This is a genomic window from Nesterenkonia alkaliphila (assembly GCF_009758175.1).
GTDB classification, from domain to species: Bacteria; Actinomycetota; Actinomycetes; order Actinomycetales; family Micrococcaceae; genus Nesterenkonia; species Nesterenkonia alkaliphila.
The window spans coordinates 23,541-46,871 of record NZ_WRPM01000077.1 but is presented as its reverse complement, the minus strand read 5'-3'; the positions used below and the strand labels follow the sequence as shown (position 1 = coordinate 46,871).

The following is a 23,331-nucleotide window of genomic DNA, read 5'->3' as shown; positions in this document are numbered from 1 at the left end:
CATCCAACAAGGGCGCGAGCCCCTTGACCCACGACACCTCCACGCTTAACCGCGAATGGCCGGGAAACCCCGCCAGCGCCACGACGTGGCTCGCACAGACTGATGCCCCGAGCTCCAGCTGGAACTCGGGGCATCAGTGCTTCTTGCAGTTCTGAGGCTTCCTAACCTGCGCGACGGGCGCGGGCGGCACGGCGCTTGAGTGCGCGGCGCTCGTCCTCGCTCATACCGCCCCACACACCGGAGTCCTGCCCGGTGTCCAGCGCCCACTGCAGGCAGGTGTCCATCACGGGGCAGCGCCGGCAGACGCTCTTGGCCTCTTCAATCTGAAGCAGAGCGGGGCCGGTATTGCCGACGGGGAAGAAGAGCTCAGGATCCTTGTCTAAACAAGCTGCTCGGCTGCGCCAATCCATGGCGATCACTACTCCTTGACCTGATCTCAGGGGCAATCAGGCAATACGTCTGGGATGTTCAGTAATCAAGGCTGACATGTTACGGCCAGGCAAACAAGACCTCTCAATGAATTAATTTTGACAAAAAGCTGTGCGATTGATCACATTTCTCCGAAATGCGTGTGCTGGGCTACAGCTATGCTCCCTGAATCCAGGATGTACTCAGTGGCCCCGAGGTAATAGTCCAGCTGCTCCGGCCCGCGGGCGCCCGGCGCCAGGGCGATCATCGAGGCCGCGGTCCGTGCCACCAGATCAGCCGGCTCGTAGGCCATACCACCCACTGCGTACCAGAGATCCTGGACCAGCTGGGGCACTGTCTGATAGCCCGCGGCGTCGTAGCTGGGCAGCGCCAGCAGATGGGCGAACATCATGGAGAGATCGTCGACCCGGTGGCCGGGGCCCACAGTGTCCCCGTCGATGAGTGCCGCCGGATGCGCGGCATCCTCAGTGAGGAACAGATTGGCCGGGTGGAAGTCCCCGTGAGTGGGCACCAAGGGCCGGCTGTGCCGGTGCAGCTGAGCCTGAATCCGCTGCACCAGCACCTGGACCCGCTGCGGATGGGCGCCACCAGCGATCAGCGCCGGCTCAAAGCTCGCGAACCGCTGTGGGGGTGCGGTCCGGGCGGGCAGCTGCAGCGCTTGGGGCAGCAGAGAGTCCAGGGCGCGCAGAATCACCTGGGGATCGATCCTGACACCGGGCATCGGTGAACTGGGCAGATAGAGCAGATCAGTCAGTGCGAGACCCGGGGCTTGATCCACCGCCAGAATCCCGTCACCCAAGTCAGCAGTGGAGGGTATGAGTGAGCAGGCCAGATGACGGGCAAGCAGCTCCGGAAGCTTATGCGGACGCACCACTTTCAGAAACAGTGTGCGGTACCCCAGGTCCGAGGCCGCCACTACTCGGTAGACCGCCCGCCGCAGTGGGCGCAGCACCACCAGCTCGACCTGTTCAATCCGCAGCTGCCGCTGCAGCAGCGGGGTCAACCGCTCAGCCAGCTGGGCATGGTCCTCCACCACCCGCAGGCCCGGAAGCTCCGGATCAGTGGGATGGGCCCATATATGCAGACTGCCTGCCTCAGACTCACAGCGCACTGCACCGAGCTGGTCACGCTGCCCCTCGGTAAGCTGCCGGGTGCTGGCCACCAGGGTTAGCTGGTGGCCGGAGGCCTGGACCTGAAATCGGGCGGAGGATTCAGCGTGCGGCCGGGAGTAGACCCGGTCCAATGCCCAATGCTCCAACTCAAGTCCCGAGGAGCGCAGGGCAGTCTGCAGCAGCACCTCGATCTGCGGACTGCGCAGCAGCCGCTCAACCTCCCAGTTCATAGTCCCTATTGTGACAATGAATCAGCAGATTCCTGGGATGAGAAAAGTCTCATGGCTTTTCGCCCCTATGAGCCCTGAACTAATGAGAAACTGAGCTGCGTGACCACTAGAGATGCTTCGGCAAAGCCGAGGCGGAGCGGGCCCCGACGCGCCTTCTCCGCCCTCTCGGCCCGCTCACGCATCCTCGCCGCAGTGGTGGGTCTGACTGCGCTGGCATTGACGGTGTCCGGATACACGGTCTACTACCTGCAGCAGCTGCAGGTGGAGGACCGGATCAACGCTGAGCTGGAGGCCGATGCCCAGGAATTCGTGGAACTCAGCATTGCGGGCATCGATCCGGAGACCGGTGAGAGCTTCGCAACCCCCGCGGATCTGGTGCGCACCGCCATGGCCCGGATTATCCCAACCCGCAATGAGGGTGCTATCGGCATGGTGGACGGCGAGATCGCCTGGACCTCCCCGGTCACCGATATCGACCTGGAGGAGGACCCTGAGCTGCTGCGGGCGCTGAGGGACTATGCCGTGGCCGAGCGCGCGCAGTTCACCACCATCACCACAGCGCAGACCACCTACCGTGCAGTGGTGGTGCCGGTGCATGCCGGCTCCCAGGTTGAGGATGCCCGGGGGACCACCCACGAGGTCGCTGCCTTTGTGATGGCCTATGACCTGACCGCGGAGAAGGCGGTGTTCTCGGGCATCTTCCTGACCTATGCAGGCGTGGCAGTGTTCTCCCTACTCGTGGTGGCCCTGGTGGGCTATCTGGTGGCCGGAAGGCTGTTACACCCGATCCGGCTGCTGGCTGAGGCCTCCCGTCGGATCACCCGGGAGGATCTCACCGAACGGATCGAGGTCACCGGACATGATGATGTGGCAGCGATGACACGCTCAGTCAACGAAATGCTGGACCGCCTGGAGGGCGCCTTCACCGCACAGGAGCAGCTGATCCATGATGTCTCCCACGAGCTGCGCACCCCGCTGACCATTCTGCGCGGCCATCTGGAAGTGCTGGATGCCGGAGACCGGGAAGATGTGGTGGCCACTCGGGAACTCACCCTGGACGAGCTGAAGCGGATGAACCGGGTGGTGGACGATCTGACCACTCTGGCCCAGGCCGACCGGCCCGACTTCGTTCAGCCGACAGTGGTGGAGCTGGGCACTCTCACTGATGAGGTCTACGACAAGATCATCGCCCTGGGTGAGCGGCGCTGGCTGATCGCCGAACGCGCCGAGGGTCCCGCCGTACTGGACCGGGAGCGGATCACCCAAGCCCTGCTGCAGCTGGCCGCCAATGCGGTCAAGTTCTCCCCGCCAGGCTCTGTGATCTCCCTGGGCACCCGGGTGGCTGGGGACGACGTCGTTCTCTCCCTGCGCGACCAGGGGGCGGGGATACCGGAGCAGGATCAGGAACGCATCTTCGACCGGTTCCAGCGCAGCGACACCTCCAAGCCCGGCTCCGGGCTGGGCCTGCCGATTGTCAAAGCCATTGCCGCTGCCCACTCGGGTTCCGTGAAGGTGGAGTCCCAGGTGGGTGCAGGAACCACGATTAGCCTCATTCTGCCCGGCGCCAGCCTTGAGCAGGACCCCAGCCCGGTTCCGACCCTGAGCGCCGATGCCCACACCCTCGAGATTCCCGCAGAGGAGAGACGCCCGTGACGAATATTCTGATCATCGAGGATGAGGACCGCATCGCCTCATTCGTGGAGAAGGGCCTGCGCTCGGCAGGCTATGCCACAGTCCGCGCCGCCACCGCCGGGGAGGGCTTCGAGTTCGCGCTGAACACCTCCGTGGACCTCGCCGTGCTGGACCTGGGCCTGCCCGATGAGGACGGGCTGCGGCTGCTCTCCCGGCTGCGGGCCAAGAAGTTCGCAGCCCCGGTGATCATCCTCACCGCCCGCGACACTCCCGCCGATACCGTCAAGGGGCTGGAGTCCGGGGCGGACGACTATATGGCCAAGCCGTTCAGCATCGATGAGCTGCTGGCCCGGATCCGGCTGCGCCTGCGCGGCGGCTCCGCCGATGAGCCCACCACCCTCAGCGCCGGGGCGCTGACCCTGGACCTGCACTCACGCAAGGTGCGGGTCGGTGATGCCGAGCATGAGCTCTCCTCCCGGGAGTTCACCCTGGCAGAGACCTTCATGCGCCATCCCGGGCAGGTGCTCTCCCGTGAGCAGCTGCTGGAGATGGTCTGGGGCTACAGCTTTGACCCCGGTTCCAATCTGGTGGACGTCTACGTGCGCTACCTGCGGGCCAAGATCGGCTCGGAGTCCATAAAGACCGTCCGCGGCGTCGGCTACCGCTTGGACGTCTGAGTTGGTCCCTGAAGCTGGTCCCGCCGGCGGGGAAACCCCGCTCGGCTCTCGGCCGGCAAAGCCTTGCCGGCCTTCACACCTGAAGCTGGTCCCGCCGGTCCCCTCTACGGGGGCTGCGCGTGCATCACCCGAGGATGGGAGCTCGCAGCACCACCTTGGTGCCGGGACGCCCCGGGCTCTGACCCTCGCCAGGGAGCCACTGGATGGAGCCGGAGAGCTCCCCGCGGACCAGTGTCTTCACGATCTGCAGGCCCAGCCCGGGTTCCCAGTCCTGCTCCGGGATGCCCACCCCGTCATCCTGCAGCTCTATTTCAAGCCGCTGGCGGCCTGCGGCATCTGTGTGCCGGTGCACTGCCAGTATCACATTCAGACTCTCCTGTGCCGGCATCCCGGTCAGCCCATGCTCCACCGCATTGGCCACGATCTCGGTGATCACCAGCACCAGCGGGGTGACCATATCCGGGGGCAGCTGGCCGAAACTGCCCTGCAGCTCGGTATGGGCGCTGCGCTCGGACTGGGCCATCTCAGCGGCCAGCCGCAGCTGCCGGCGCATCAGTTCATCGACGTCCACACTCTCCTCCAAGCCCTGGGAGAGCGAGTCATGGACCATTGCGATGGTCTCCACCCGGCGCATGGCCCGGCGCAGTCCGGAGCGCCCCTCCTCCGAGTCCATCCGGCGAGACTGCATGCGCAGCAGCGCGGAGACCGTCTGCAGGTTGTTCTTCACCCGGTGGTGGATCTCCTTGATAGTGGCGTCCTTGCTCATCAGCTGCTTCTCCCGGCGGCGCAGCTCGGTGACATCCCGGCAGAGCACCAGTGCGGCGAAGCGCTCACCCCCACGGCGCAGCGGGATCGAGCGCAGAGTCACCGCCGCCCCATGGGCCTCCAGCTCAGCGCGCATGGCTCTGCGGCCGGTGAGCATCAGCGGCTGGGACTCATCCACTGCCACGCCGGTGGCTCGCTGCAGCTCAGCTCCGATCCCGGCCAGGGACCGGCCCTCCAGGGTCTCCTGGACCCCCAGGCGCAGCAGGGCCGAGACAGCATTGGGGCTTGCAAAGCTGATCTTGCCCTCAGTATCAAGCCGCAGCAGCCCGTCCCCCACCCTGGGCGCGCCCGAATACCCCGTGAACTCCTGGCTGGTGTCCGGCCAGACCCCCTCCCCCGCCATGGCCAGCAGATCAGCCGCGCAGCGCCGGTAGGTCAGTTCCATCCGGGAGGGAGTGCGCAGGGCCGCGACGGAGAAGTGCAGGGTGATGACAGCCACCGTCCTTCCCTCCCGAACCAGCGGAATGGCGGTGACCCGCATCCGCGCCGGGGAGGGCTGACCCTGGTCTGAGGAGTTGGTCTCCACCTGGTTGATCCAGGCCCGCTCGACCATACGGCGCAGGTCTGCCCGGATCCGGTCACCGACCACATCGCGGTGAATGAGCGTCTGAGTGGTGGAGGGCCTGGCCTGGGCCAGGGCGATGAAAGACCCCCGGTGGGGGTCCACCAGCCCCCGGTCAGTGTCAGGGAACCAGAGCACCAGATCGGAAAAGGCAAGGTCTGAGAGCAGCTGCCAATCACTGACCAGGGCATGCAGCCATTCAGCATCCTGAGAGCTGAGGTGCTCTGAGTCCCGCAGCCTCTCGCTCAGCACCGCCACAGCCCCCAGAGCTAGGCGCCGATCAGGCCGCGCAGGTGGCGCAGCAGCACGGTAATAGAGGCCATCGAGTGCTCACGGTTCCGGATCTCCTCGGCCAGCCGTGCTGAGCGTTCCAGAGCAGAACTGTTGGCCTGCTTCCACTCCTCCAACCGCCCTGCGGTAGTCTCCGCTGAGGTGCTGGTCAGCACCGATTCGGTGATCTCACGCAGCGCGAAGTACAGCTCATCGCGCTGCGCGCCACGGGCCAGCGCCTGCCATTTGTCCTTCCGGGGCAGCCTGGTGATGTGGTTGAGGAGCTCATCAGCGTTGAACTCTGCGTAGACCGCAAAGTAGACCTCCGCCACGGTCTGGGAGTCCAGGCCGTGGCTGCGCGCCAGTGCCGCAATGTCCAACAGCGAGAAGGACTCGAACAGCTCCGCATACCAGCCGGCGAGCTCCTCATCCATGCCGAGCTCACGGACCTCCTGGTGGCGGGCGGCCGCCCGATCAGCATCCTGCCCGGCCAGCAGCGGACGCAGATTGCGGTAGAGCGGGGCGATATGTTCCTGGTAAGCAGCGATATCTGCCTCCAGGGAGTCGCCCTCCACGCCATTATTGACCAACCAGCGCACCGCACGGTCCAGCAGACGGCGCATATTCACATATGTCTCCGCCCAGTCGCTGGTGGGGAAGTCCACCGGCAGTGACCGCAGCGCGGAATCGAACTCCTGCAGCTGGAAGAGCTCGCGGGCAATGATGAAGGCACGGGTCACCTGGGCCGGGGAGGCGAAAGTCTCCTCAACGGTGCGGAAGACGAAGGTGGCTCCGGCCATATTGATCACGTCATTGGCCAGCTCGTTGGCGATTATGCGTTCAGCCAGGGGATGCCGGGGCAGCTGCTCGGCGAACCGGCTGCTCAGCTGCTCCGGGAAGTAGTCCTCCAGGGTGCTGCCCAGCCAAGGGTCGCCGGGCAGGTCGGAGTCCGCGATGGCCCCTTTGAGGTGGATCTTGGCATAGGCCGCCAGCACCGAGAGCTCCGGGACGGTCAGCGGGGGCACCTGGTTCTCCAGCCGCTCCAGCATGTCCTGGTCGGTGGGCAGCACCTCCAGTTCACGGTCCAGCCCGGCGTTGTTCTCCAGCCAGGTGATCAGCCGACCGAAGCTGGGCGACCATTCAGTGAGCCGGTGCCGTTCTGCCAGCAGCAGCACATTCTGGTCCTCATTGGTGCGCAGCACCAGCTGGGCGACCTCCTCGGTCATCTCCTCCAGCAGCTGACTGCGGTCCTGGGCCTCCAGATGCCCGGAACTGACCAGGGAGTCCAGCAGGATCTTGATGTTGACCTCGTGGTCGGAGCAATCCACACCGGCAGAGTTGTCGATGGCGTCGGTGTTCAGCAGCACGCCGTGCTGGGCCGCCTCGATGCGGCCGGCCTGGGTAAGGCCCAGGTTGCCTCCCTCAGCCACCACTTTGACCTGAAGCTCAGCTCCGTTGATCCGGATGCCGGTATTGGCCCGGTCGCCGACCTCCTCATGGGATTCGTGGCTGGCCTTGACGTAGGTGCCGATCCCGCCGTTGTAGAGCAGGTCGGCGGGGGCCTTCAGCAGTGCGGTGATCAGCTCCGGCGGGGTCATCTCTTCGGCGTCGATGCCGAATCGCTCACGCATCTGCGGACTGATCTCTATGCTGCGGGACTCCCGGGAGAACACCCCGCCCCCCTCCGAGATCAGGTCCGTGTCATAGGCATCCCAGCCGGACTTCTCGGCGGTGAAGAGACGCTGCCGCTCCTGGTAGGAGACCGCCGCGTCCGGGTTGGGGTCGATGAAGATATGCAGGTGGTTGAACGCGGCCACCAGCTGGATGTGCTCGGAGAGCAGCATGCCGTTGCCAAAGACATCGCCGCCCATGTCCCCGATTCCCACCACGGTGAAGTCCTGGGACTGGGTGTCATGGCCCAGCGTCTTGAAATGCGACTTCACCGACTCCCAGGCACCGCGGGCAGTGATTCCCATGGCCTTGTGGTCATAGCCCACCGAGCCGCCCGAAGCGAAGGCGTCGCCGAGCCAGTGCCCGTACTCTGCGCTGATCTCATTGGCTGTGTCAGAGAAGGTGGCAGTGCCCTTATCCGCTGCCACCACCAGGTAGGCGTCGTCGCCGTCGTGACGGACCACGCATTCCGGGGCCACGATGCTGATGGTCCCGTCCTCCTGAGTCTGCTGGTTGTCTGTGACGTCGAGCAGGCCACGGATGAAGGTCTGGTAAGCCGCACGGCCCGCTTCGAACCAGGCGCCGCGGTCAGCTCGGGGGTCGGGCAGCCGTTTGGGGAAGAAGGCGCCCTTGGCCCCGGAGGGGACGATGACCGCGTTCTTGGCCATCTGCGCTTTGACCAGGCCCAGCACCTCGGTGCGGAAGTCCTCAGAGCGGTCGGACCAGCGCAGCCCGCCGCGGGCAATCCGCTCGTAACGCAGGTGGGAGCCCTCCACCACCGGGGAGTAGACCCAGATCTCATGGGCCGGCCGGGGGGCAGGGGCTGCATCGATGTCCTGCGGGCGCAGCTTCAGTGAGAGCCACTCGTGGCCCTGGTAGAGGTTGGTGCGGTCGGTGGCGTCGATGAGGTTCAGGAACGTGGAGAGCACCCGATCGGCGTCCAGGGTCTTGACCGTCTCCAGGGCCTCCACCACCCGGGCCCGGCAGGCCTGGACAGCCTCATTGCGCCCGGAGTCCAAAGCGGGATCGAATTTGGCGGTGAAGTAGGCGACCAGTGCCCGGGTCACATCCGGGTTGGCCAGCAGCGCCTCGGAGAGGAAGTCGTAGGAGTGCGGCATGCCCAACTGGCGCATGTACTTGGCATAGGCGCGCAGCACGGTGATCCGGCGGACGTCCATCTGCAGATGCAGCACCAGCCTGGAGAACTCATCGGACTCCACCCGCTGGGTGAGCACCTGGTGGTAGGCCTCTTTGAAGACCTCCGTGGTGGCGTAGGGGTCCACCTCCGCCGGATAACAGATGCCCAGGTCATAGAGGTAGAAGACCGCTCCGTCTGGGGTGCTGATGGTGTAGGCGCGCTCATCCAGCAGGGCCAGGCCGAAGTCATCGATGATCGGCAGGGTATCGGTGAGCGTCTTGGAGTCGGTCAGGTAGAGCTTCAGCCGCATATGCGCCGGATCGTCTGCTCCCGGGGGGTAGAACGAAAGCCGCGGACCGGCCTCAGTCTCAGCCTCCAAGGTTTCGAACTCGGCGGCGTCGTGGAGGGCATCGGCCACCTCGTAGACCACCCGGTACTCCGGCGGGAAGGCCTCGGCCCAGCGGGCGGAGATCCGTTCCGCATGGGCTGTGGAATAGCGTTCGGCGGCCTCCTGTGTGATTCCCTCGCCCCAGGAGCGCACCGCGCGGCCAAGTCTGGCCTCCAGCTCGGCGACCGAGATCTGCATCGGCTCAGCATCTGGCTTCAGCCGGATCCGGAAGAAGACCCGGGCCAGCACGGAATCCGAGAGCCGCACATTGAAGTCGATGGACTCGGCATCGATATGCGCCAGCAGCTGCTCCTCAGCCCGCCGCCGGGTGTCGGTGTTGTACCGGTCCCGGGGCATGTAGAGCAGTGCGGTCATGAACCGGCCGTAGTGGTCCCGGCGCAGAAAGAGCTTGATCCGGCGCCGCTCCTGCAGCTGCAGGATCTGCCAGGCCACATCCTCGATCTCGGCAATGTCCATCTGCATGAGCTCATTGCGCGGATAGGTCTCCAGGATCTGCATCAGATCGGTCCCGGAGTGAGAGTCGGGGCTGAATCCGGAGCGGGCCAGCAGCTGCTTGGCCCGAGAACGCAGCAGCGGGATGGTCACAATCGACTGGGTGTAGGCCCGCTGGCTGAACAGACCCAGGAAGCGCCGCTCGCCGGTGAGGTTGAGCACGGTGCCGTCGTACTCATAGGTCTTCACCGCCACATAGTCCACATAGGTGCGCCGGCGTACGGTGGAGCGAGCATCGGCCTTGGTGATGACCAGCGGCTTGTCCGCGGCCTGGCCGGCAGCCTCTGCGGTGAGCTCACTGGTGTAGCCGGTGCGGGGCTTTCCGTCCACATCGGAGAGCACGCCGAGCCCGGTGCCGGGGATCGGCTCCAGCCCCTCACCCACGGCCCGGTACTGCCGGTAGCCCAGGAACAGGAAGTTCCCGGTGCCCATCCACTCCAGCAGCTCAGCCGACTCATCCCGGTCCTCCACGCCGGAGAGCTGGCGGAACTCGGTGGCGGCACGGGAGACCTCCTGGATCATCCGGGCCTGGTCCCGGTGGCTGCTGCGGACGTCCTCGAGCACCCGGTTCAGCCCGGTGACCAGGCTCTGTGCTGCCTCATGGTCGATGACCCGGTCCAACTCCACCGCGATCCAGGACTCCACCTGGGTCCGGTCCTGCTCCTCGATGAAGGCGGCCACTGTGGGCAGCGCCTGGGTATCTCCTGAGGACAGCGAGCGCCCGGAGGTGGGCACCGACTGCACGGCCTTGAGCCGGGCCCCGGAGCTGCTGCGTTTGGCCAGCAGGATCGGGTGGACCACCAAGGTGATGGCGTGCCCGCAACGGGTGACCTCGCTGGTGACCGAGTCCACCAGATAGGGCATGTCATCGGTAACTACCTGCACAATACTGCGGTGCTCCACCTCCACCACCCGCACGGCCGGCTCGGTGCTGGTGCGTGAATCGGCCGTCTCCACATGGGCGCTGACCCGCTGTTGGCGAGCTGCGGCACTGAGCTTGGCGAGATCCTCCTCAGCGATATGCGCGAAGTAGGCCTCGGTCAGCGCCTGGTACTGCTCGTCCTCACGTCTCCAGAGTGTGCTGGGCTGCTCTGCCATCGCTAAGCCTGTTTTCTCCCTTGAATGTAGCCTTAGAAGCACTTGTCACCATATCCTCCCAGAGCCGGGCCTGGAAGCCCATGGGGGCAAACAGCAGATTAACGCCGCTCGGCCGGGGTTCCGCGCCCGCCGGAACGGGTGCCGCCGCGGGTCCTGGAGAATGGACGACGACGCCTGCCCACCTGGATTCCGGCCAGGGCGGCAATCTGCCTGCGCAGCGGTGATTCGGCAGCTGCCTCGGCCAGCACCTGGCCGGCGCGCAGTGCCGCATCGCAGGCCTCCGGGTCCCAGGGCAGGAACTGCAGCGGGGCGGTGCTTGGCCCCAGCTGCCGCCAGGTCTCGGTGAGCTGGCGCCTGGGAGAGCGGCCCACCGCCTGCTTGCGCAGCTTATTGATGACCACCTCCGGGACAGCGGCTTCGGGGAGCAGCTCTGCATAGCCCTGCACGGCTTTGACCAGCCGAGCAAACCCCACCGAATCGGGGGCGCCCACGGCGATCACCCGATCTGCGGCGCTGAGCACCGTACGAGCGGCACTATTGCGCTGAACCGCCGGGGCGTCAAACCCTAAGTCCTGGTCCGGGGCGATCTCAGCTGCAGCATCCACCACCACCTCGTCATACCGGCAGATCGCCAAGCTGAGCACCCGATCCAGGGCCCCTGGGCGCAGCTCTGCCCACCGGTCCGCCCGGGGCAGCCCCGTGAGCACCTCGAGCCGCACCGGGCCGATCTCCACGGAGACGGCTGAGCGCAGCAGCACATCGGAGTCGAGGCTTCCGTACTCTGCGGCACGCACCGCCTGGGCGATTCCGGCAGATTCCTCCAGCAGCCCCAGATGAATGGCGGCTGAGGCGGCATAGGTATCCGCATCGATCAGCAGGACCGAGCGCCCGCTGAGGGCCAACTCCGCTGCCAGGTTGACTGCCACCGTGGTGCGCCCCGGCGCCCCGGAGGAACCCCAGACAACAGTGCTGGACCCGGCGGCTGAAGCGCCATCCGGACCGGCCGAATCGCTCAGTGCCGCGAACTCAGCCGCAGCCTCAGGGGCCCCGGTGCCCTCAGGCGCCGAGCCCGGCGCCGCCGGACTGCTCAGGGCCTGGGCAATCTGGGCTGCCGGGGCGTCGTCGTCGAATGTGCTCAGCCCCAGGGCAGTCAGCCGACTCCGTTCTGCCGGAGAGTCCGAGACCGCCACTACTGCGGGCAGCACTTCGTGCAGCTGGGTGATGGTGGAGCTGGTCAGCTGCTCGGTGCTGCCGATGATCAGTGCAGCATCTGCCCGTCCGGTGCGAGCGGCTGCGATGAGTTCTGCCAGGTCCGCGCATCGGCGCTGGATGGTGACCGGGCTGTGCAGTGCCTCCAATGCGGCGATATGGTCAGTGCTCAGCCTACCGGTGGTGATCACGGCACATTGCTGCATCACTGATCCCACAGTCCCGCCGGGAGCACGGTGATGGTGTCCCCGCTGCCCAGAGCGGTGAGCAGTCCGGTCAGCTCTGCCGGGTCCACCAGCAGCTCTATGGTGAGCGTGCCCGAGGCCCCAAACCCGGAGCTGGACTCACGGATCTCGGCCACCTCCGAGCCGGCGGCCAGCAGGGTGACCTCGGCCTGGCTCTCCGGGCCGGAGAAGCCGCCTGCAGCCCAGACATCCACCTGCCGCCCCGGCTCAACTGCCCGGGCTAGCTCATGGTGGACCTCCACGGTGACCGGCTGCCGCTGGTCCGGGTCGCTCTGGGCCAGGGCGGCGGCAGGGATCAGCTCTCCCTCGCCGACGGCCCGGATCAGCTGTGCGTTCTCCGGCAGCTCGGCCTCCGCGGAGAGGTAGGCAGCGGCCGAATCCTCCAGCTGAACATGGACGATGCGCAGGTCCTCCTGGGCCAGTGCCGTGCCGGTGCTCAGCACCCGGTCCGCAGCATAGACCGGGACGGTGCGGTCCTGTGCGTTGACCAGCAGCACAGTGCCCACCACGGAGGCCAGTACCAGCAGCGCCCCGGCAATCAGCCGGGGATCCCGCCAGGAGGGGCGGCGCAGCCGGGCGGCCACCGGTGCCTGAATGGTCGTGGCGCCAGGCACGGCCCCGCTGGACGAGCTCTGCTCTGCTGGATGCGGCACGGGCACTGTCGACTCCTGAGATCCAGATCACATGGGTGTTCAGATGCTAGCTGATGGGCAGAGCCGAAACCAGACCCGCGGGGGCTCAACTGTTTGATACTGCGGGAGACCATGCCACAATAGAAACAAATATCAACAAACGTCACCGAAGGTGCCACCTAAGGAGCAGTCATGCGCCAGTTCCTCACTCTTCCTGATGTCGCAGAGGCCCTGAACATCTCCATGTCTCAGACCCGCGCCCTGATCAACCGGGGCGATTTGGAAGGCATCCAGATCGGCGGAAGGGGCCAGTGGCGGGTGGAGCAGGCCAAGCTCGATGAGTACATCGACCGGCTCTACGCTGAGCAGCGCCAGTCCCGGGAACAGAAGGCTCAGCAGAACGCCTGAACGGCATCACTGCCCCTTTAGAGCGCTGAACTGCGCACTGCCAGCACTGCTGCCAGCGGAACTGTGCACAGGCCCCCAGGGGTCCGCAGATCAATGAAGTCCAGCCCCACTCCGGTGAGCAGGCCCTCGGCAAGCCGGCCCTGTTCGCCGAGCACAGACACCGCCTCCCGGCTGGCCGCCAGAGCGCGCAGCGGTGAGGCGATACCCAGGTTCCGCCGGGCCTGACTCGGTTCAGCCTGCGCTTTACGCTGCAGGCCCCGCACGGTCAGCACGGCCCCGCCCTGAACCAGCCAGTCCTGCACCCCGGCAGTACCGGCCAGCCAGTTGGCTCCCACGGTGCTGAGCCTTAGCGTCACGTCGATGCCCCCACGCAGCCGCAGCGCCGCTTCTGCACCCAGGTGGGCTCGCAGCCGATCCATCAGCGCCACTCTGGACCACTCCAGGGTCAGAGTGGCGGCCACCTCAGCCTCAAACTCCGACTGCCGCTCCGCCGCCGCCTGGGCCTCCAGATCCTCGAACAACGATTCCCAGCGCATAGCGGCAAGGTTATCCCACTCTGTTGCGCAGCTCTCCTCCTCGTGTATTATCTGATGTCATCAAACGGCAACAAACGAACTGTGCAGCACTTGCGAGGTAGTAATGTCATCTTTTGTTCCCAATCAGCCCTCGATGTTGTCGCCGCGCCATATGGGCACGCCGACCCGTCCCGACCGGGGCACCGTCACAGCGGGACCTGGTGAGACGCTGTGGCACCTCGTGGCAGCCCACCTGGGCAGTGCCGCCACCGACTGGGAGATCGCCCGGGAGTGGCCGCGCTGGCACCAGCACAATCTCAGCCGGATCGGAGCAGAGCCGGGCCAGCTGCGCCCAGGCACAGTTCTGCACATACCGCCGCCGACCCCACGATGAGCCCCAGTCGTTTTTCAACCACAGAACCGTGTAAAGGAGCACCCAATGACCACCCTGGCCGAATCTTCACCGCCAGTTCAACAGCTACCTGCTGATATCCCTGCCCAGCCCGCACCGCTGCGAGCAGAACAGCGCTGGTTCGCCCAGGAGGGGTGGCAGCAGTTTCAGCAGCGGTGCGCACAGCGCCCCCGGTTCAGACTTCAGCGCGAATCCGAGCTGCCCCGGCTACTGGCGGCGATGGGTGCCGCAGAGAGCGTCTCCGCGGAGTCCAGCGCCAGCAGTGACGGCCAGCGGCCCGATCCGCTGGCGGGGCAGCGGCAGGAGCGCCGGCAGATACTCGCTATTGCCCGGGTGGTGTGCCAAGCCACCGCGGAGGTCCTGGCCGGGGTGCGTTCGGCAGCCCAGCTGGACCGGTGGTTGGAGCCTGAGGTGCACAGCAAAGTGCGTCAGCGGGCAGCTATCACTGCGCGGCAGCGTCCCAGCCATAGTGCGGTGCGCCCGCAGGCTCTGCGTTTCCGCGCTGAACGGGCAGTACATCTGCGCACCGGAGTGTGGGAGATCGCCGTGGTGTTCAGTGAGGAACTGCGAACCCGTGCCTGTGCACTGCGCATCCAGGCTCACCGCGGCCGCTGGCGAGTGACCGCTATGGAGCTGGGCTGAGCCGGTCCTAAGAGGCCGGGCTGTCCTTGACTCCGGGCACCTGGATGGACTTGCCGGCAGCAGCCACCCGGCCGTCCTTGACTCCAGGAAGGTTTGGGGCCTCGGTCTTCGGGGTCACAGCCTTCACCTCTGCCTGGAACAGCTTCCGCATGCACTCCTCGCGGATCTCCTCCGCCATGGCCTGGAACAGCAGGTAGCCCTCACGCTGGTACTCCACCAGCGGATCGCGCTGAGCCATGGAGCGCAGCCCGATGCCCGATTTCAGGTAGTCCATCTCGTAGAGGTGGTCCTGCCACTTCTGATCGATCACCGAGAGCAGCACCCGGCGCTCGAGCTGCCGCAGCGGTGCCTCGCCGATCTCCTGCTCCTTCTGCTCATAGGCGATTTTGGCATCAGAGATGATCTCGCGCTTGAGCAGCTTGGTGGAGAGCTGGTCGATGCCGCCGGCCTCCTCGATGAGATCTGCAATCTCCAGGGAGATCGGGTAGAGGTCACGCAGCTCTTCCCAGAGGCCCTCCAGATCCCAGTCCTCGGAGGATGAGGCGATGGTCTTCTCCTCGATGACCAGGCTCACCGTATCTTCGATGAAGTGCTGGACCTTCTCGTGGACGTCGTCACCTTCCAGAATTCGGCGGCGGTCGGAGTAGATCGCCTCCCGCTGGCGGTTCATCACGTCGTCGTACTTCAGCACATTCTTGCGCTGCTCGGTGTTCTGGGACTCCCGCTGCTGCTGGGCGGAGGCAATGGCACCGGAGACCATCTTGTGCTCCACCGGCACATCGTCATCAAGTACCGAGGACTGCATCAACCGCGCGGCAGCAGGCTGATTGAACAGCCGCATCAGGTTATCGGTCAGGGAGATGTAGAACCGGGACTCACCGGGGTCGCCCTGACGGCCTGAGCGTCCGCGCAGCTGGTTATCGATCCGGCGCGACTGATGGCGCTCAGTGCCCAGCACGTAGAGACCGCCCAGTTCCCGGACCTCGGCAGCCTCCTTCTCCGTCTCTGCCTTGGCCTGGGCGAAAACCTCATCCCATTTGGCCTCGTACTCCTCGGCATCCTCCTCGGGGTCCAGGCCGAACTTCTCCATCTCGCGCACGGCCTTGAACTCCGCGTTGCCGCCGAGCATGATGTCGGTGCCGCGGCCGGCCATATTGGTGGCCACTGTCACCGCCCCCTTGCGCCCAGCCTGGGCCACGATGGCAGCCTCACGCTCATGGTTCTTCGCGTTGAGGACCTCGTGACGGATGCCCTGCTTGGCCAGCAGCTTGGAGAGGTACTCCGACTTCTCCACTGACTCGGTGCCCACCAGCATCGGCTGGCCCTTCTTGTGCCGGACAATGATGTCCTTGACCACGGCGTCGAACTTCACAATCTCGTTGCGGTAGACCACGTCATTATGGTCGATGCGCTGGCGCGGCTTATTCGGCGGGATCGCCACCACACCGAGCTTATAGGTGGACATGAACTCGGCGGCCTCAGTCTCGGCGGTGCCGGTCATACCGGAGATCTTGGTGTACTGACGGAAGTAGTTCTGCAGGGTCACCGAAGCCCGGGTCTGGTTCTCCGGCTTGATCCGCACACTCTCCTTGGCCTCAATCGCCTGGTGGAGTCCCTCGTTGTAGCGGCGGCCCTTGAGGATGCGGCCGGTGTGCTCGTCAACAATGTGCACCTCATTGTCGGTGACCACATAGTCAGTGTCGCGCTTATAGAGCTCCTTGGCGCGGATGGCATTGTTGAGGTACTGGATCAGCGTGGTGTTCTGGGTCTCGTAGAGGTTCTCAATGCCCAGGTAGTCCTCCACCTTGTCGATGCCGGACTCCAGGACCCCTACAGTGCGTTTCTTCTCGTCCACCTCATAGTCCTCGTCCTTCTTCAGGGTCTGGACCAGTTTGGCGAAGTCTGTGTACCAGCGAGAGATGTCTCCGCTGGCCTGCCCGGAGATGATCAGCGGGGTGCGAGCCTCGTCGATGAGAATGGAGTCGATCTCATCAATGATGGCGTAGTGATGCCCGCGCTGGACCAGATCATCGAGCGAGGCGGCCATATTGTCGCGCAGCCAGTCGAAGCCGAACTCGTTGTTGGTGCCGTAGGTGATGTCTGCGGCATAGGCCTCCCGGCGCTGAGCCGCCTTCAGGTTGTTGACGATCACCCCGGTGGTCAGGCCCAGGAACCGGTAGACGCGGCCCATCAGCTCTGCCTGGTACTTGGCCAGATAGTCGTTGACGGTCACCACATGCACGCCTTCGCCGGTGAGCGCATTGAGGTAGGCCGGGGCGGTGGCCACCAGGGTCTTGCCCTCACCGGTGCCCATCTCCGCGATGTTGCCCAGGTGCAGGGCGGCCCCGCCCATGATCTGCACGTCATAGTGCCGCTGCCCGAGGGTCCGGTCAGCCGCCTCTCGCACTGCCGCGAAGGTCTCCGGCAGCAGCGAGTCCAGAGACTCGCCCTCGGCCAGCCGCTCCTTGAAGCGGTCGGTCTCAGCGCGCAGCTCAGCGTCAGAGAGCTCCTTGAACTCATCCTCCAGCAGGTTCACTGCATCGGCATAGCCGCGCAACCGCTTGAGGATCTTCTTATCCCCGGTCTTGAGGACTTTTTCGAGCAGAGTGGGCATAGGGGCGTACGTCTCCGTCAGAGGTTAATCAGCGTCAACAAGTCAGTGTATGCCCGACGACGCCGCACGGCTAACTGCCCGCGTCCAGCCGGTGGCTCGCGCCACCGGCTGAGCGGGAAGGCCCTTTCTAAGCTGCTTTGACGTGGGAACGGGTGGTGCCGTTGGCGGGGCGGTAGGCCAGCTCCTCGGTCTCAGGCTCATCAGCGCGCTTGTTCTGGTCCAGCGAGATGACTCCGTAGGTCCAACCGCGGCGCCGGTAGACCGCGGAGGGCTGGCCGGTCTCAGCGTCCAGGTACAGGTAGAAGTCGTGGCCCAGCAGTTCCATAGCGTCCACCGCGGCGTCAACGCTCATCGGCTCGGCGGCGAAGACTTTGCGCCGGATTCGGATCGGCTCGTCCCAGTCGTCCTGCTCCGGGGGCAGATCGTCTGCCTGCTCGGCATCGAGCACCTGTTCGTAGAGGGGGCGGTCCGGATCCACCGGGGTCAGACCGGCCAGAGCCTCGCCCACTGACTGGGCGGGGTGACCCAGAGTGCCATTGCTGCGCGCCTTGGCCTTCTTCTTGTCCCGGACCCTGCGCAGCCGCTCACAGAGCTTGTCCCAGGCAATCTCGAAGGCTGCGAACTTCTCCTCGGACTGAGCTTCTGAGCGGATGACCTTGCCGCGTCCCACAACAGTCAGCTCCACGGTGATCGTGGTGTCAGCGCGGCGGTGGGAGTTCTCCGAGGCTACTTTGACCTCCAGGCGTTGGCCCTTGTCGGCGAGCTGGTCAACCTTGCCGAGCTTGGACTCGACGTGTTCCTTGAACGCGGCTGGGATGGTGATGTTGCGGCCGGTGTAGGTGGTCTGCAGAGCCATTGTGATGGTCCTCCTTGGCGCTCGTCCTGCGTGGCGCAGCGGCGGGAGGACTCTGCTCGAGCCCACCGCCACTGCGATGGGTCTCTATCGGTTAATCACCCATACTTCACCGTAGGCGCTGACCGCCCATTTGAGAAGTGTTCACACAAAATTCACTGCTGAGCTGGAGCTATTCACCAGCCCTGCTGGCTCGGGGCGTGGCCACCAGCACGGCTGCCCCCTGCACCCGCGCTCCGGCGCTACTGAGCAGCCGGTAGAGCTCCTGGAGAGTCGCCCCCGTGGTGAGCACATCATCCACCAGCAGAATGTCTGCCCCACGGATCCCGGCGGCGGCCTGCGGAGCCAGTCGGAAGGTCCCTGAGGCCTGCCTGCGGTCCCGCCCAGAACGCCCCTTCTGACCTTTGCCGCCGAGACTCCGCCATACCCTGCCGGTGTGCTGGACCAACCCGCCGGCCCTGCGGAGAGAATCCGGCAGCACGGCGGCATTGATGAGCTCCGTCAGAGGCACCCGGCCCCGCTTCAGGTGAGAACGCGGTGAGGCCGGAGGCCAGACCAGCAGCGCAGTCCGGCCATCCAACAAGGCTTCTGAGGCGGCGCGCAGGGCTCGGCCCAGGGCTGGAGCCAGCACTTGGGCCAGGGCTGTGCGCTCATGGTCTTTGAAGGCAACCACGGCTTGGGCCGCCAGGCCCTGGTAATGGCCGGCGCTGATCACCGGCAGAACGGTGAGGCCCCGGTCCGAGACCTCCACCACCGGCAGCGCCTGCGCAGCGGCCTCCGCGCGGAAGGGCTCGGCGGTGAGCAGCCGGAGATCCTCGGCGCACTCCTGACACAGCCCGGTCTCCGGGGCTCGGCAGCCTAGGCACCACACCGGGGCCAGCAGGTCCGCGCTCTGCCTGGCCAGCCCGCGCAGTGCTGTCCCGGAGGCAGAGAACCACAGCCGGTCCGCGGCCTGGAGCAGCCGTTGCCTGTGCTGAGCCATAACCCCAGAATGCCCAGGAACCGACACTGCTGCCAGCGGCTGGGACCCAGCCTGTGGAAAACTCCCCTAACCGCTGAAGCTCAGGTCTTTGACGGCCTCGTCGATCTCCTGCGGATGTATATCACTGCCCACAATCTGATACACCCCTTCACCCTGCTGTTCGAAGAGCACGGTGTCGCGTCCCTCCCCCACTGAGACGTTGAGCACCGCCGCCAGGGCAGGGGAAGGCGCATCAGCATCCCCGGATATTTGGATGCTCTGGACATAGGTCAGATCCGCAGGATCCGCCTCTGGGTCCGTCGGGTCATAGGGCTGCCAGACCACCACCTCGTCGTTCCCCGACCAGCGAACCTCCTCGATCTCCACGTGCTCCTCGGGGTGCAGACGGTTGGACTGACCCAGGTTCCACGGCGCTCCGCTGCCGGCCTCCCGCACCACTGCTGCGATGTAGAGGCTGCGCACCCCGGCGTCGTCGACCACCAGAGCGGCCCGGGTCCCGTCCTGGGATATCCGCAGTGAGGTGACCTCCCTGCCCTCGATGAAGTCAGCGGCCACAGCTACTGAGGATGCGTCAGGGTCTTCATAGTTGAAGGCCCGAATAGTGGATTCGCCGTCCTCAGTGGTGGCTGTCCAGGTCCATCCGTAGTTGTCCATGGAGGGTCTGGTGAGCGACTCCGCCTCCACCAGCAGTTCCGGCTCCTGGGAATCTGCGCGGGCATGGTAGAGCGCGTTGAGCTCTCCGTCCATCACTGCGACAACGTCCCCCTCTGCGACTGTGGAGACGGCGGGGAACCGGGGCTCGATCTCGCTGAGATCGGGCATACTCGCCACAGGCGAGGTCTGTTCCCCCAGCTGCCAGATGAGCTGGTCGCCTTGGACGCCGATCTGCCGCTCCAGGGCGCTGGGGTTCCGCTCGATGTTGAGCCGCTCGCCCTCCGGCAGTTCGTTAGGATCCGGCACTTCCAAAGGACTGCCGCCCACGGTCAGCTCCACTCTGGTCACTGGCCGCAGAGTATGCAGCGTCATGGAAAGCTGGTAGTGCATCAGAGCGATGTCCCGGTCAGAGGCACCGACAATCACCGAAGGGTCCAGATCCACAGTAGCGACACCGTTGTTGACCGGCACTGTGGGGGACCCCATGGAGTCCCCTTCCCCAAAGGCCGAGACCACCCCGGGGGCCAGCCAGGGCACCGGACCCTCCAAGACCCGGTTGGCCAGCTCAGTGGCCTGTCCCGGCTGACGGATCAGCCAGCGGACATCAGGAACCGCGTAGCGCTGCTGCACGTCAAAGAAATACAGGGTGTAGTCGTCATAGGAGGTGTTGAAGTCTCCGTCCTCCAGGATCTTGCCGTCCGGTGCTTCACTGATCCGCCACTCGCCGTCGACCTGCTCAACTTCGAAGGTCTCCTGGTTGGGGTCCCCGGGATAGGTGCGCGCTCCAGTGCTGTCCACCCTCGAGTCCACCGTCAGCTGCACTCGGTAGACGTCCTCATCTGCGGCGTCGATGCTGATGTTGTCCTCAAAGTAGACCAAGGTCTGGGTCCAGGGGTTCCACCGCTCCGCCATGTCCGGGGTGAGATACTCCCGGGCCACCTCATGGTCGTTCTCGGCATTGGCCCCGGCATCCAGGAAACCCTCGATGATCTCCTCCGGGCTGGCACCGGGCTGCGGAGGCTGTGCGACCCGGCCATAGTCGTACTCTTCACCTACCGGCACCTGAGCTGAGCGCACCTCACCGCTGGTGGGCAGGGTGGGCGCGCAGCCGGTGAGCAGCAAGGCAGCTGCCGCCAGAACTGCAGCCAGACGTCCTCCGGTGCTGTGCCCGTTCGCCATCAGGCACCGTCCTTCTTGTACAGTGCCTGCTCGCTGACCCGGTCATAGGCCACCTCACCGGTGATCAGCTCAGCCTCGGCGCTGATCCGGTTGCGCTGGTGAACTGCGTAGCTCGGCGGAAGCGTCATCGGGGAGGCCCCGTAGGGTGTGTCCTGCCGCCGTGGCAGCACCAGACGGAAGCAGGAGCCCTGGCCTGACTGTCCCCAGGCGTCCAGGCTTCCCTGGTGCAGCCGGGTGTCCTCCGTGGCGATGGACAGTCCCAGCCCGGAACCGCCGGTGGTGCGTGCTCGGGCCGGGTCAGCCCGCCAGAACCGGTCAAAGACATGGGCTACCTGCTCCGGGGTCATACCGACCCCGTAGTCGCGCACCGCCACAGCCACTGCGGTGTCACTGGACTGCAGCACCAGGTCAACCGGCTGGCCCTCAGAGTGTTCGATGGCGTTGTTGACCAGGTTGCGCAGGATCCGGTCGATCCGGCGCCTGTCCACCTCGGCGATGAAGCTGCCGCTGCCCTCCAGCACCACCATGTGCAGATCGGTGCCGGCCTGCTCGGCCAGCGGGGCGGCGGCGGTGAGCACATCCTCGGAGAGCGCCCAGAGGTCCACCTCGGAGAGGGCGAGCTCGGCGGCCCCAGCGTCAAACCGGCTCATCTCCAGCAGATCGGCAAGCAGGGCCTGGAACCGCTCCACCTGGTGGTGCAGCAGCTCCGTGGAGCGCTGACTGATCGGGTCGAACTCATCGCGTGACTCGTAGAGCATACTGGCGGCCATACTGACGGTGGTCAGCGGGGTGCGCAACTCATGGGAGACATCGGAGACGAAGCGCTGCTGCATCTGGGAGAGGTTGGCCAGCTGGGTGATCTGCTCCTGCAGGGTGGAGGCCATGCGGTTGAAGGACACCCCGAGCCGGGCGATCTCGTCTTCGCCCACCACGGCCAGCCGCTGGTCCAGCTGCCCCTCGGCGATCCGTTCGGAGACCTCGGCAGCCTGGGAGACCGGTTTGACCACCGAGTGGGACACCCAGGCGGCGATCAGCACGTTCATCACCAGGATCACAGCCACCGCGATGAGGAAGACCTGGAACACGAAGTTCACGTTCTCCTGGACTGAGGAGAAGTCATAGATGAAGAACAGCCCGTAGGGCGGGCCGGTGGGGAACTGGATATTGATGCCGAAAGCCACTGCGGGCACGGTCTGGCCGTCCTGGTCCTCCATGGCCAGCGGCTGCCAGTGCACCTGGTCGCCCTGACTGACCTGGATGGCCTCATTGAGCTCCTGGCTGGTGATGTCCGGCTCGATATCAGAAGAGGTCCTCAGCACCGGGACCGGCAGCACATCGGCCTCCTCCAGGGGCATCAGCAGTGCGTGCCGGTGCAGTGCCGAGGAGCCGCCCTGGGCTTCGAAGATGTCATTGGCCTGGACCTGGACGCTCTCCGGAGCTGAGATTTGGATCGCGTCATAGGAGCTGCGCTCATTGGCCAGCCCGGCCATCGCCTCGGCCTGGACCTGATCCATCCGCTCCTGGTAGAGACCACCGGTGACCTGCTCCACCAGGAAGTAGGCGATCAGCCCGGAACCCACCAGAGTGAGCACACCAGTGAAGAAGACGGCCCGCACCATGAGCGAGCGGGCCCAGAACTTGGAGACCCTCCCCACTCTGCGGCCGAGTGAAACCTTAGGTGTCTCAGCCACCGCCGGCCTTGTACCCGATGCCGCGCACCGTCTGGACGATCTCTGGGTTCTCCGGGTCCTTCTCCACCTTGGAGCGCAGCCGCTGGACATGCACGTTGACCAGACGAGTGTCCGCCTGGTGGCGGTAGCCCCAGACCTCCTCCAGGAGCATCTCCCGGTTCCACACCTGCCAGGGCTTCTTCGCCAGGGTGGTCAGCAGGTCGAACTCCAGGGGGGTCAGCGAGATCTTGGTGTCGCCGCGGCGGACCTCATGGCCGGCCACGTCGATGGTCAGGTCGCCGATGGTGAGCGTCTCGCCGTCCGGACGGGCCGCCGGTTCCGGGGTGCGCAGCCGTGCGCGCACCCGAGCCACCAGCTCAGCGGGTTTGAACGGTTTGGGCACATAGTCATCGGCTCCGGCCTCCAGCCCGCGCACCACATCAGCAGTATCGGATTTGGCGGTGAGCATCACCACGGGAGTATCGGCCTCCTCACGAATCTCCCGGCACACCTCAATCCCGTCCTTGCCGGGCAGCATCAGGTCCAGCAGCACCAGGTCAGGATCTGCGGCACGGAAGGCTTCCAGTGCTCCGTCCCCGGTGGCGCAGAAGGTGGGTTCGAAGCCGTCGTTGCGCAGCACGATCCCGATCATCTCGGAGAGCGCCTCGTCGTCATCGACCACCAGAATCTTGGCCTTCATGGCTGCTGTCCTTCCTCACATATTGCCCATTACGGTGCACCGACCCAGCACGCGCACCCGCTGACACCCCA

General features: G+C 65.5%; 18 protein-coding genes. 5 read left to right on the top strand and 13 right to left on the bottom strand.

All coding sequences use genetic code 11. From position 1 onward, the window contains the following. Window positions 1–161: 161 nt before the first annotated feature. Window positions 162–410 (bottom strand): WhiB family transcriptional regulator, encoded by a 249-nt coding sequence (locus GNZ21_RS11160; protein WP_150460739.1) that lies wholly within the window; start codon window positions 408–410, stop codon window positions 162–164. A gap of 140 nt (window positions 411–550) precedes the next feature. Then, window positions 551–1,771: a phosphotransferase gene (locus tag GNZ21_RS11155; protein ID WP_157324326.1), complete on the bottom strand. Its 1,221-nt coding sequence runs from the start codon at window positions 1,769–1,771 to the stop codon at window positions 551–553. Between the two features lie 99 nt (window positions 1,772–1,870). Here GNZ21_RS11155 and GNZ21_RS11150 point away from each other — a divergent pair, with 99 nt between their 5' ends. Together GNZ21_RS11150 and GNZ21_RS11145 are read left to right on the top strand one after the other, a co-directional pair. Continuing rightward, window positions 1,871–3,424, top strand: a complete 1,554-nt coding sequence (locus GNZ21_RS11150) for a sensor histidine kinase (RefSeq protein WP_188503488.1) — start codon at window positions 1,871–1,873, stop codon at window positions 3,422–3,424. After that, complete coding sequence (locus GNZ21_RS11145; RefSeq protein ID WP_188503489.1) at window positions 3,421–4,080, top strand: response regulator transcription factor; 660 nt, start codon at window positions 3,421–3,423, stop codon at window positions 4,078–4,080. The genes GNZ21_RS11150 and GNZ21_RS11145 overlap by 4 nt, the downstream gene beginning before the upstream one ends. 124 nt (window positions 4,081–4,204) lie before the next feature. Here GNZ21_RS11145 and GNZ21_RS11140 read toward each other — a convergent pair whose 3' ends face one another. From GNZ21_RS11140 to GNZ21_RS11125, 4 genes are all read right to left on the bottom strand, one after another. Further along, window positions 4,205–5,725, bottom strand: a complete 1,521-nt coding sequence (locus tag GNZ21_RS11140) for a sensor histidine kinase (protein ID WP_188503490.1) — start codon at window positions 5,723–5,725, stop codon at window positions 4,205–4,207. Window positions 5,726–5,736: 11 nt separating this feature from the next. Beyond that, a complete protein-coding gene (locus GNZ21_RS11135) occupies window positions 5,737–10,545 on the bottom strand; it encodes an NAD-glutamate dehydrogenase (protein ID WP_157324324.1) in 4,809 nt (1,602 codons plus the stop codon). A 98-nt stretch (window positions 10,546–10,643) separates the two neighbouring features. Next, window positions 10,644–11,945, bottom strand: a complete 1,302-nt coding sequence (locus GNZ21_RS11130) for an AAA family ATPase (RefSeq protein ID WP_157324322.1) — start codon at window positions 11,943–11,945, stop codon at window positions 10,644–10,646. Between the two features lie 14 nt (window positions 11,946–11,959). Continuing rightward, a complete protein-coding gene (locus tag GNZ21_RS11125) occupies window positions 11,960–12,652 on the bottom strand; it encodes a CpaB family protein (RefSeq protein ID WP_157324320.1) in 693 nt (230 codons plus the stop codon). 171 nt (window positions 12,653–12,823) lie between these two features. Between GNZ21_RS11125 and GNZ21_RS11120 the strand changes: the two genes are divergently transcribed. Continuing rightward, window positions 12,824–13,039, top strand: coding sequence for a helix-turn-helix domain-containing protein (locus tag GNZ21_RS11120; protein ID WP_157324319.1), 216 nt, complete (start codon window positions 12,824–12,826; stop codon window positions 13,037–13,039). Between the two features lie 17 nt (window positions 13,040–13,056). Here the strand turns inward: GNZ21_RS11120 and GNZ21_RS11115 are convergent, their stop codons facing one another. Further along, the gene (locus GNZ21_RS11115) at window positions 13,057–13,575 is read right to left on the bottom strand and encodes a hypothetical protein (protein ID WP_157324317.1); all 519 of its coding nucleotides are present in this window, start codon (window positions 13,573–13,575) and stop codon (window positions 13,057–13,059) included. 103 nt (window positions 13,576–13,678) lie between these two features. Between GNZ21_RS11115 and GNZ21_RS11110 the strand changes: the two genes are divergently transcribed. Next, on the top strand, window positions 13,679–13,948 hold the full coding sequence (locus GNZ21_RS11110) for a hypothetical protein (RefSeq protein ID WP_157324315.1): 270 nt from the start codon (window positions 13,679–13,681) through the stop codon (window positions 13,946–13,948). 45 nt (window positions 13,949–13,993) lie between these two features. Beyond that, window positions 13,994–14,608 (top strand): Rv3235 family protein, encoded by a 615-nt coding sequence (locus tag GNZ21_RS11105; RefSeq protein ID WP_157324313.1) that lies wholly within the window; start codon window positions 13,994–13,996, stop codon window positions 14,606–14,608. A gap of 7 nt (window positions 14,609–14,615) precedes the next feature. Here the strand turns inward: GNZ21_RS11105 and secA are convergent, their stop codons facing one another. The 6 genes from secA to mtrA all read right to left on the bottom strand — a co-directional run bounded on the left by secA (window position 14,616) and on the right by mtrA (window position 23,260). Next, window positions 14,616–17,222 (bottom strand): preprotein translocase subunit SecA, encoded by a 2,607-nt coding sequence (secA, locus tag GNZ21_RS11100; RefSeq protein WP_157324311.1) that lies wholly within the window; start codon window positions 17,220–17,222, stop codon window positions 14,616–14,618. A 127-nt stretch (window positions 17,223–17,349) separates the two neighbouring features. Beyond that, window positions 17,350–18,078 carry a ribosome hibernation-promoting factor, HPF/YfiA family gene (hpf, locus tag GNZ21_RS11095; protein WP_157324309.1) on the bottom strand — a complete coding sequence of 243 codons (729 nt, stop codon included), beginning with the start codon at window positions 18,076–18,078 and terminating at the stop codon, window positions 17,350–17,352. A 169-nt stretch (window positions 18,079–18,247) separates the two neighbouring features. Then, entirely contained in the window at window positions 18,248–19,057 is an 810-nt protein-coding gene (locus GNZ21_RS11090; protein ID WP_157324307.1) for a ComF family protein, read from the bottom strand. Between the two features lie 66 nt (window positions 19,058–19,123). Beyond that, window positions 19,124–20,890 carry an LpqB family beta-propeller domain-containing protein gene (locus GNZ21_RS11085; RefSeq protein WP_157324305.1) on the bottom strand — a complete coding sequence of 589 codons (1,767 nt, stop codon included), beginning with the start codon at window positions 20,888–20,890 and terminating at the stop codon, window positions 19,124–19,126. Next, window positions 20,890–22,581 (bottom strand): MtrAB system histidine kinase MtrB, encoded by a 1,692-nt coding sequence (mtrB, locus tag GNZ21_RS16090; RefSeq protein WP_229659396.1) that lies wholly within the window; start codon window positions 22,579–22,581, stop codon window positions 20,890–20,892. Before mtrB ends, GNZ21_RS11085 begins: the two co-directional genes overlap by 1 nt. Continuing rightward, the gene (mtrA, locus tag GNZ21_RS11075) at window positions 22,574–23,260 is read right to left on the bottom strand and encodes an MtrAB system response regulator MtrA (protein ID WP_157324300.1); all 687 of its coding nucleotides are present in this window, start codon (window positions 23,258–23,260) and stop codon (window positions 22,574–22,576) included. The genes mtrB and mtrA overlap by 8 nt, the downstream gene beginning before the upstream one ends. Window positions 23,261–23,331: the final 71 nt, after the last annotated feature.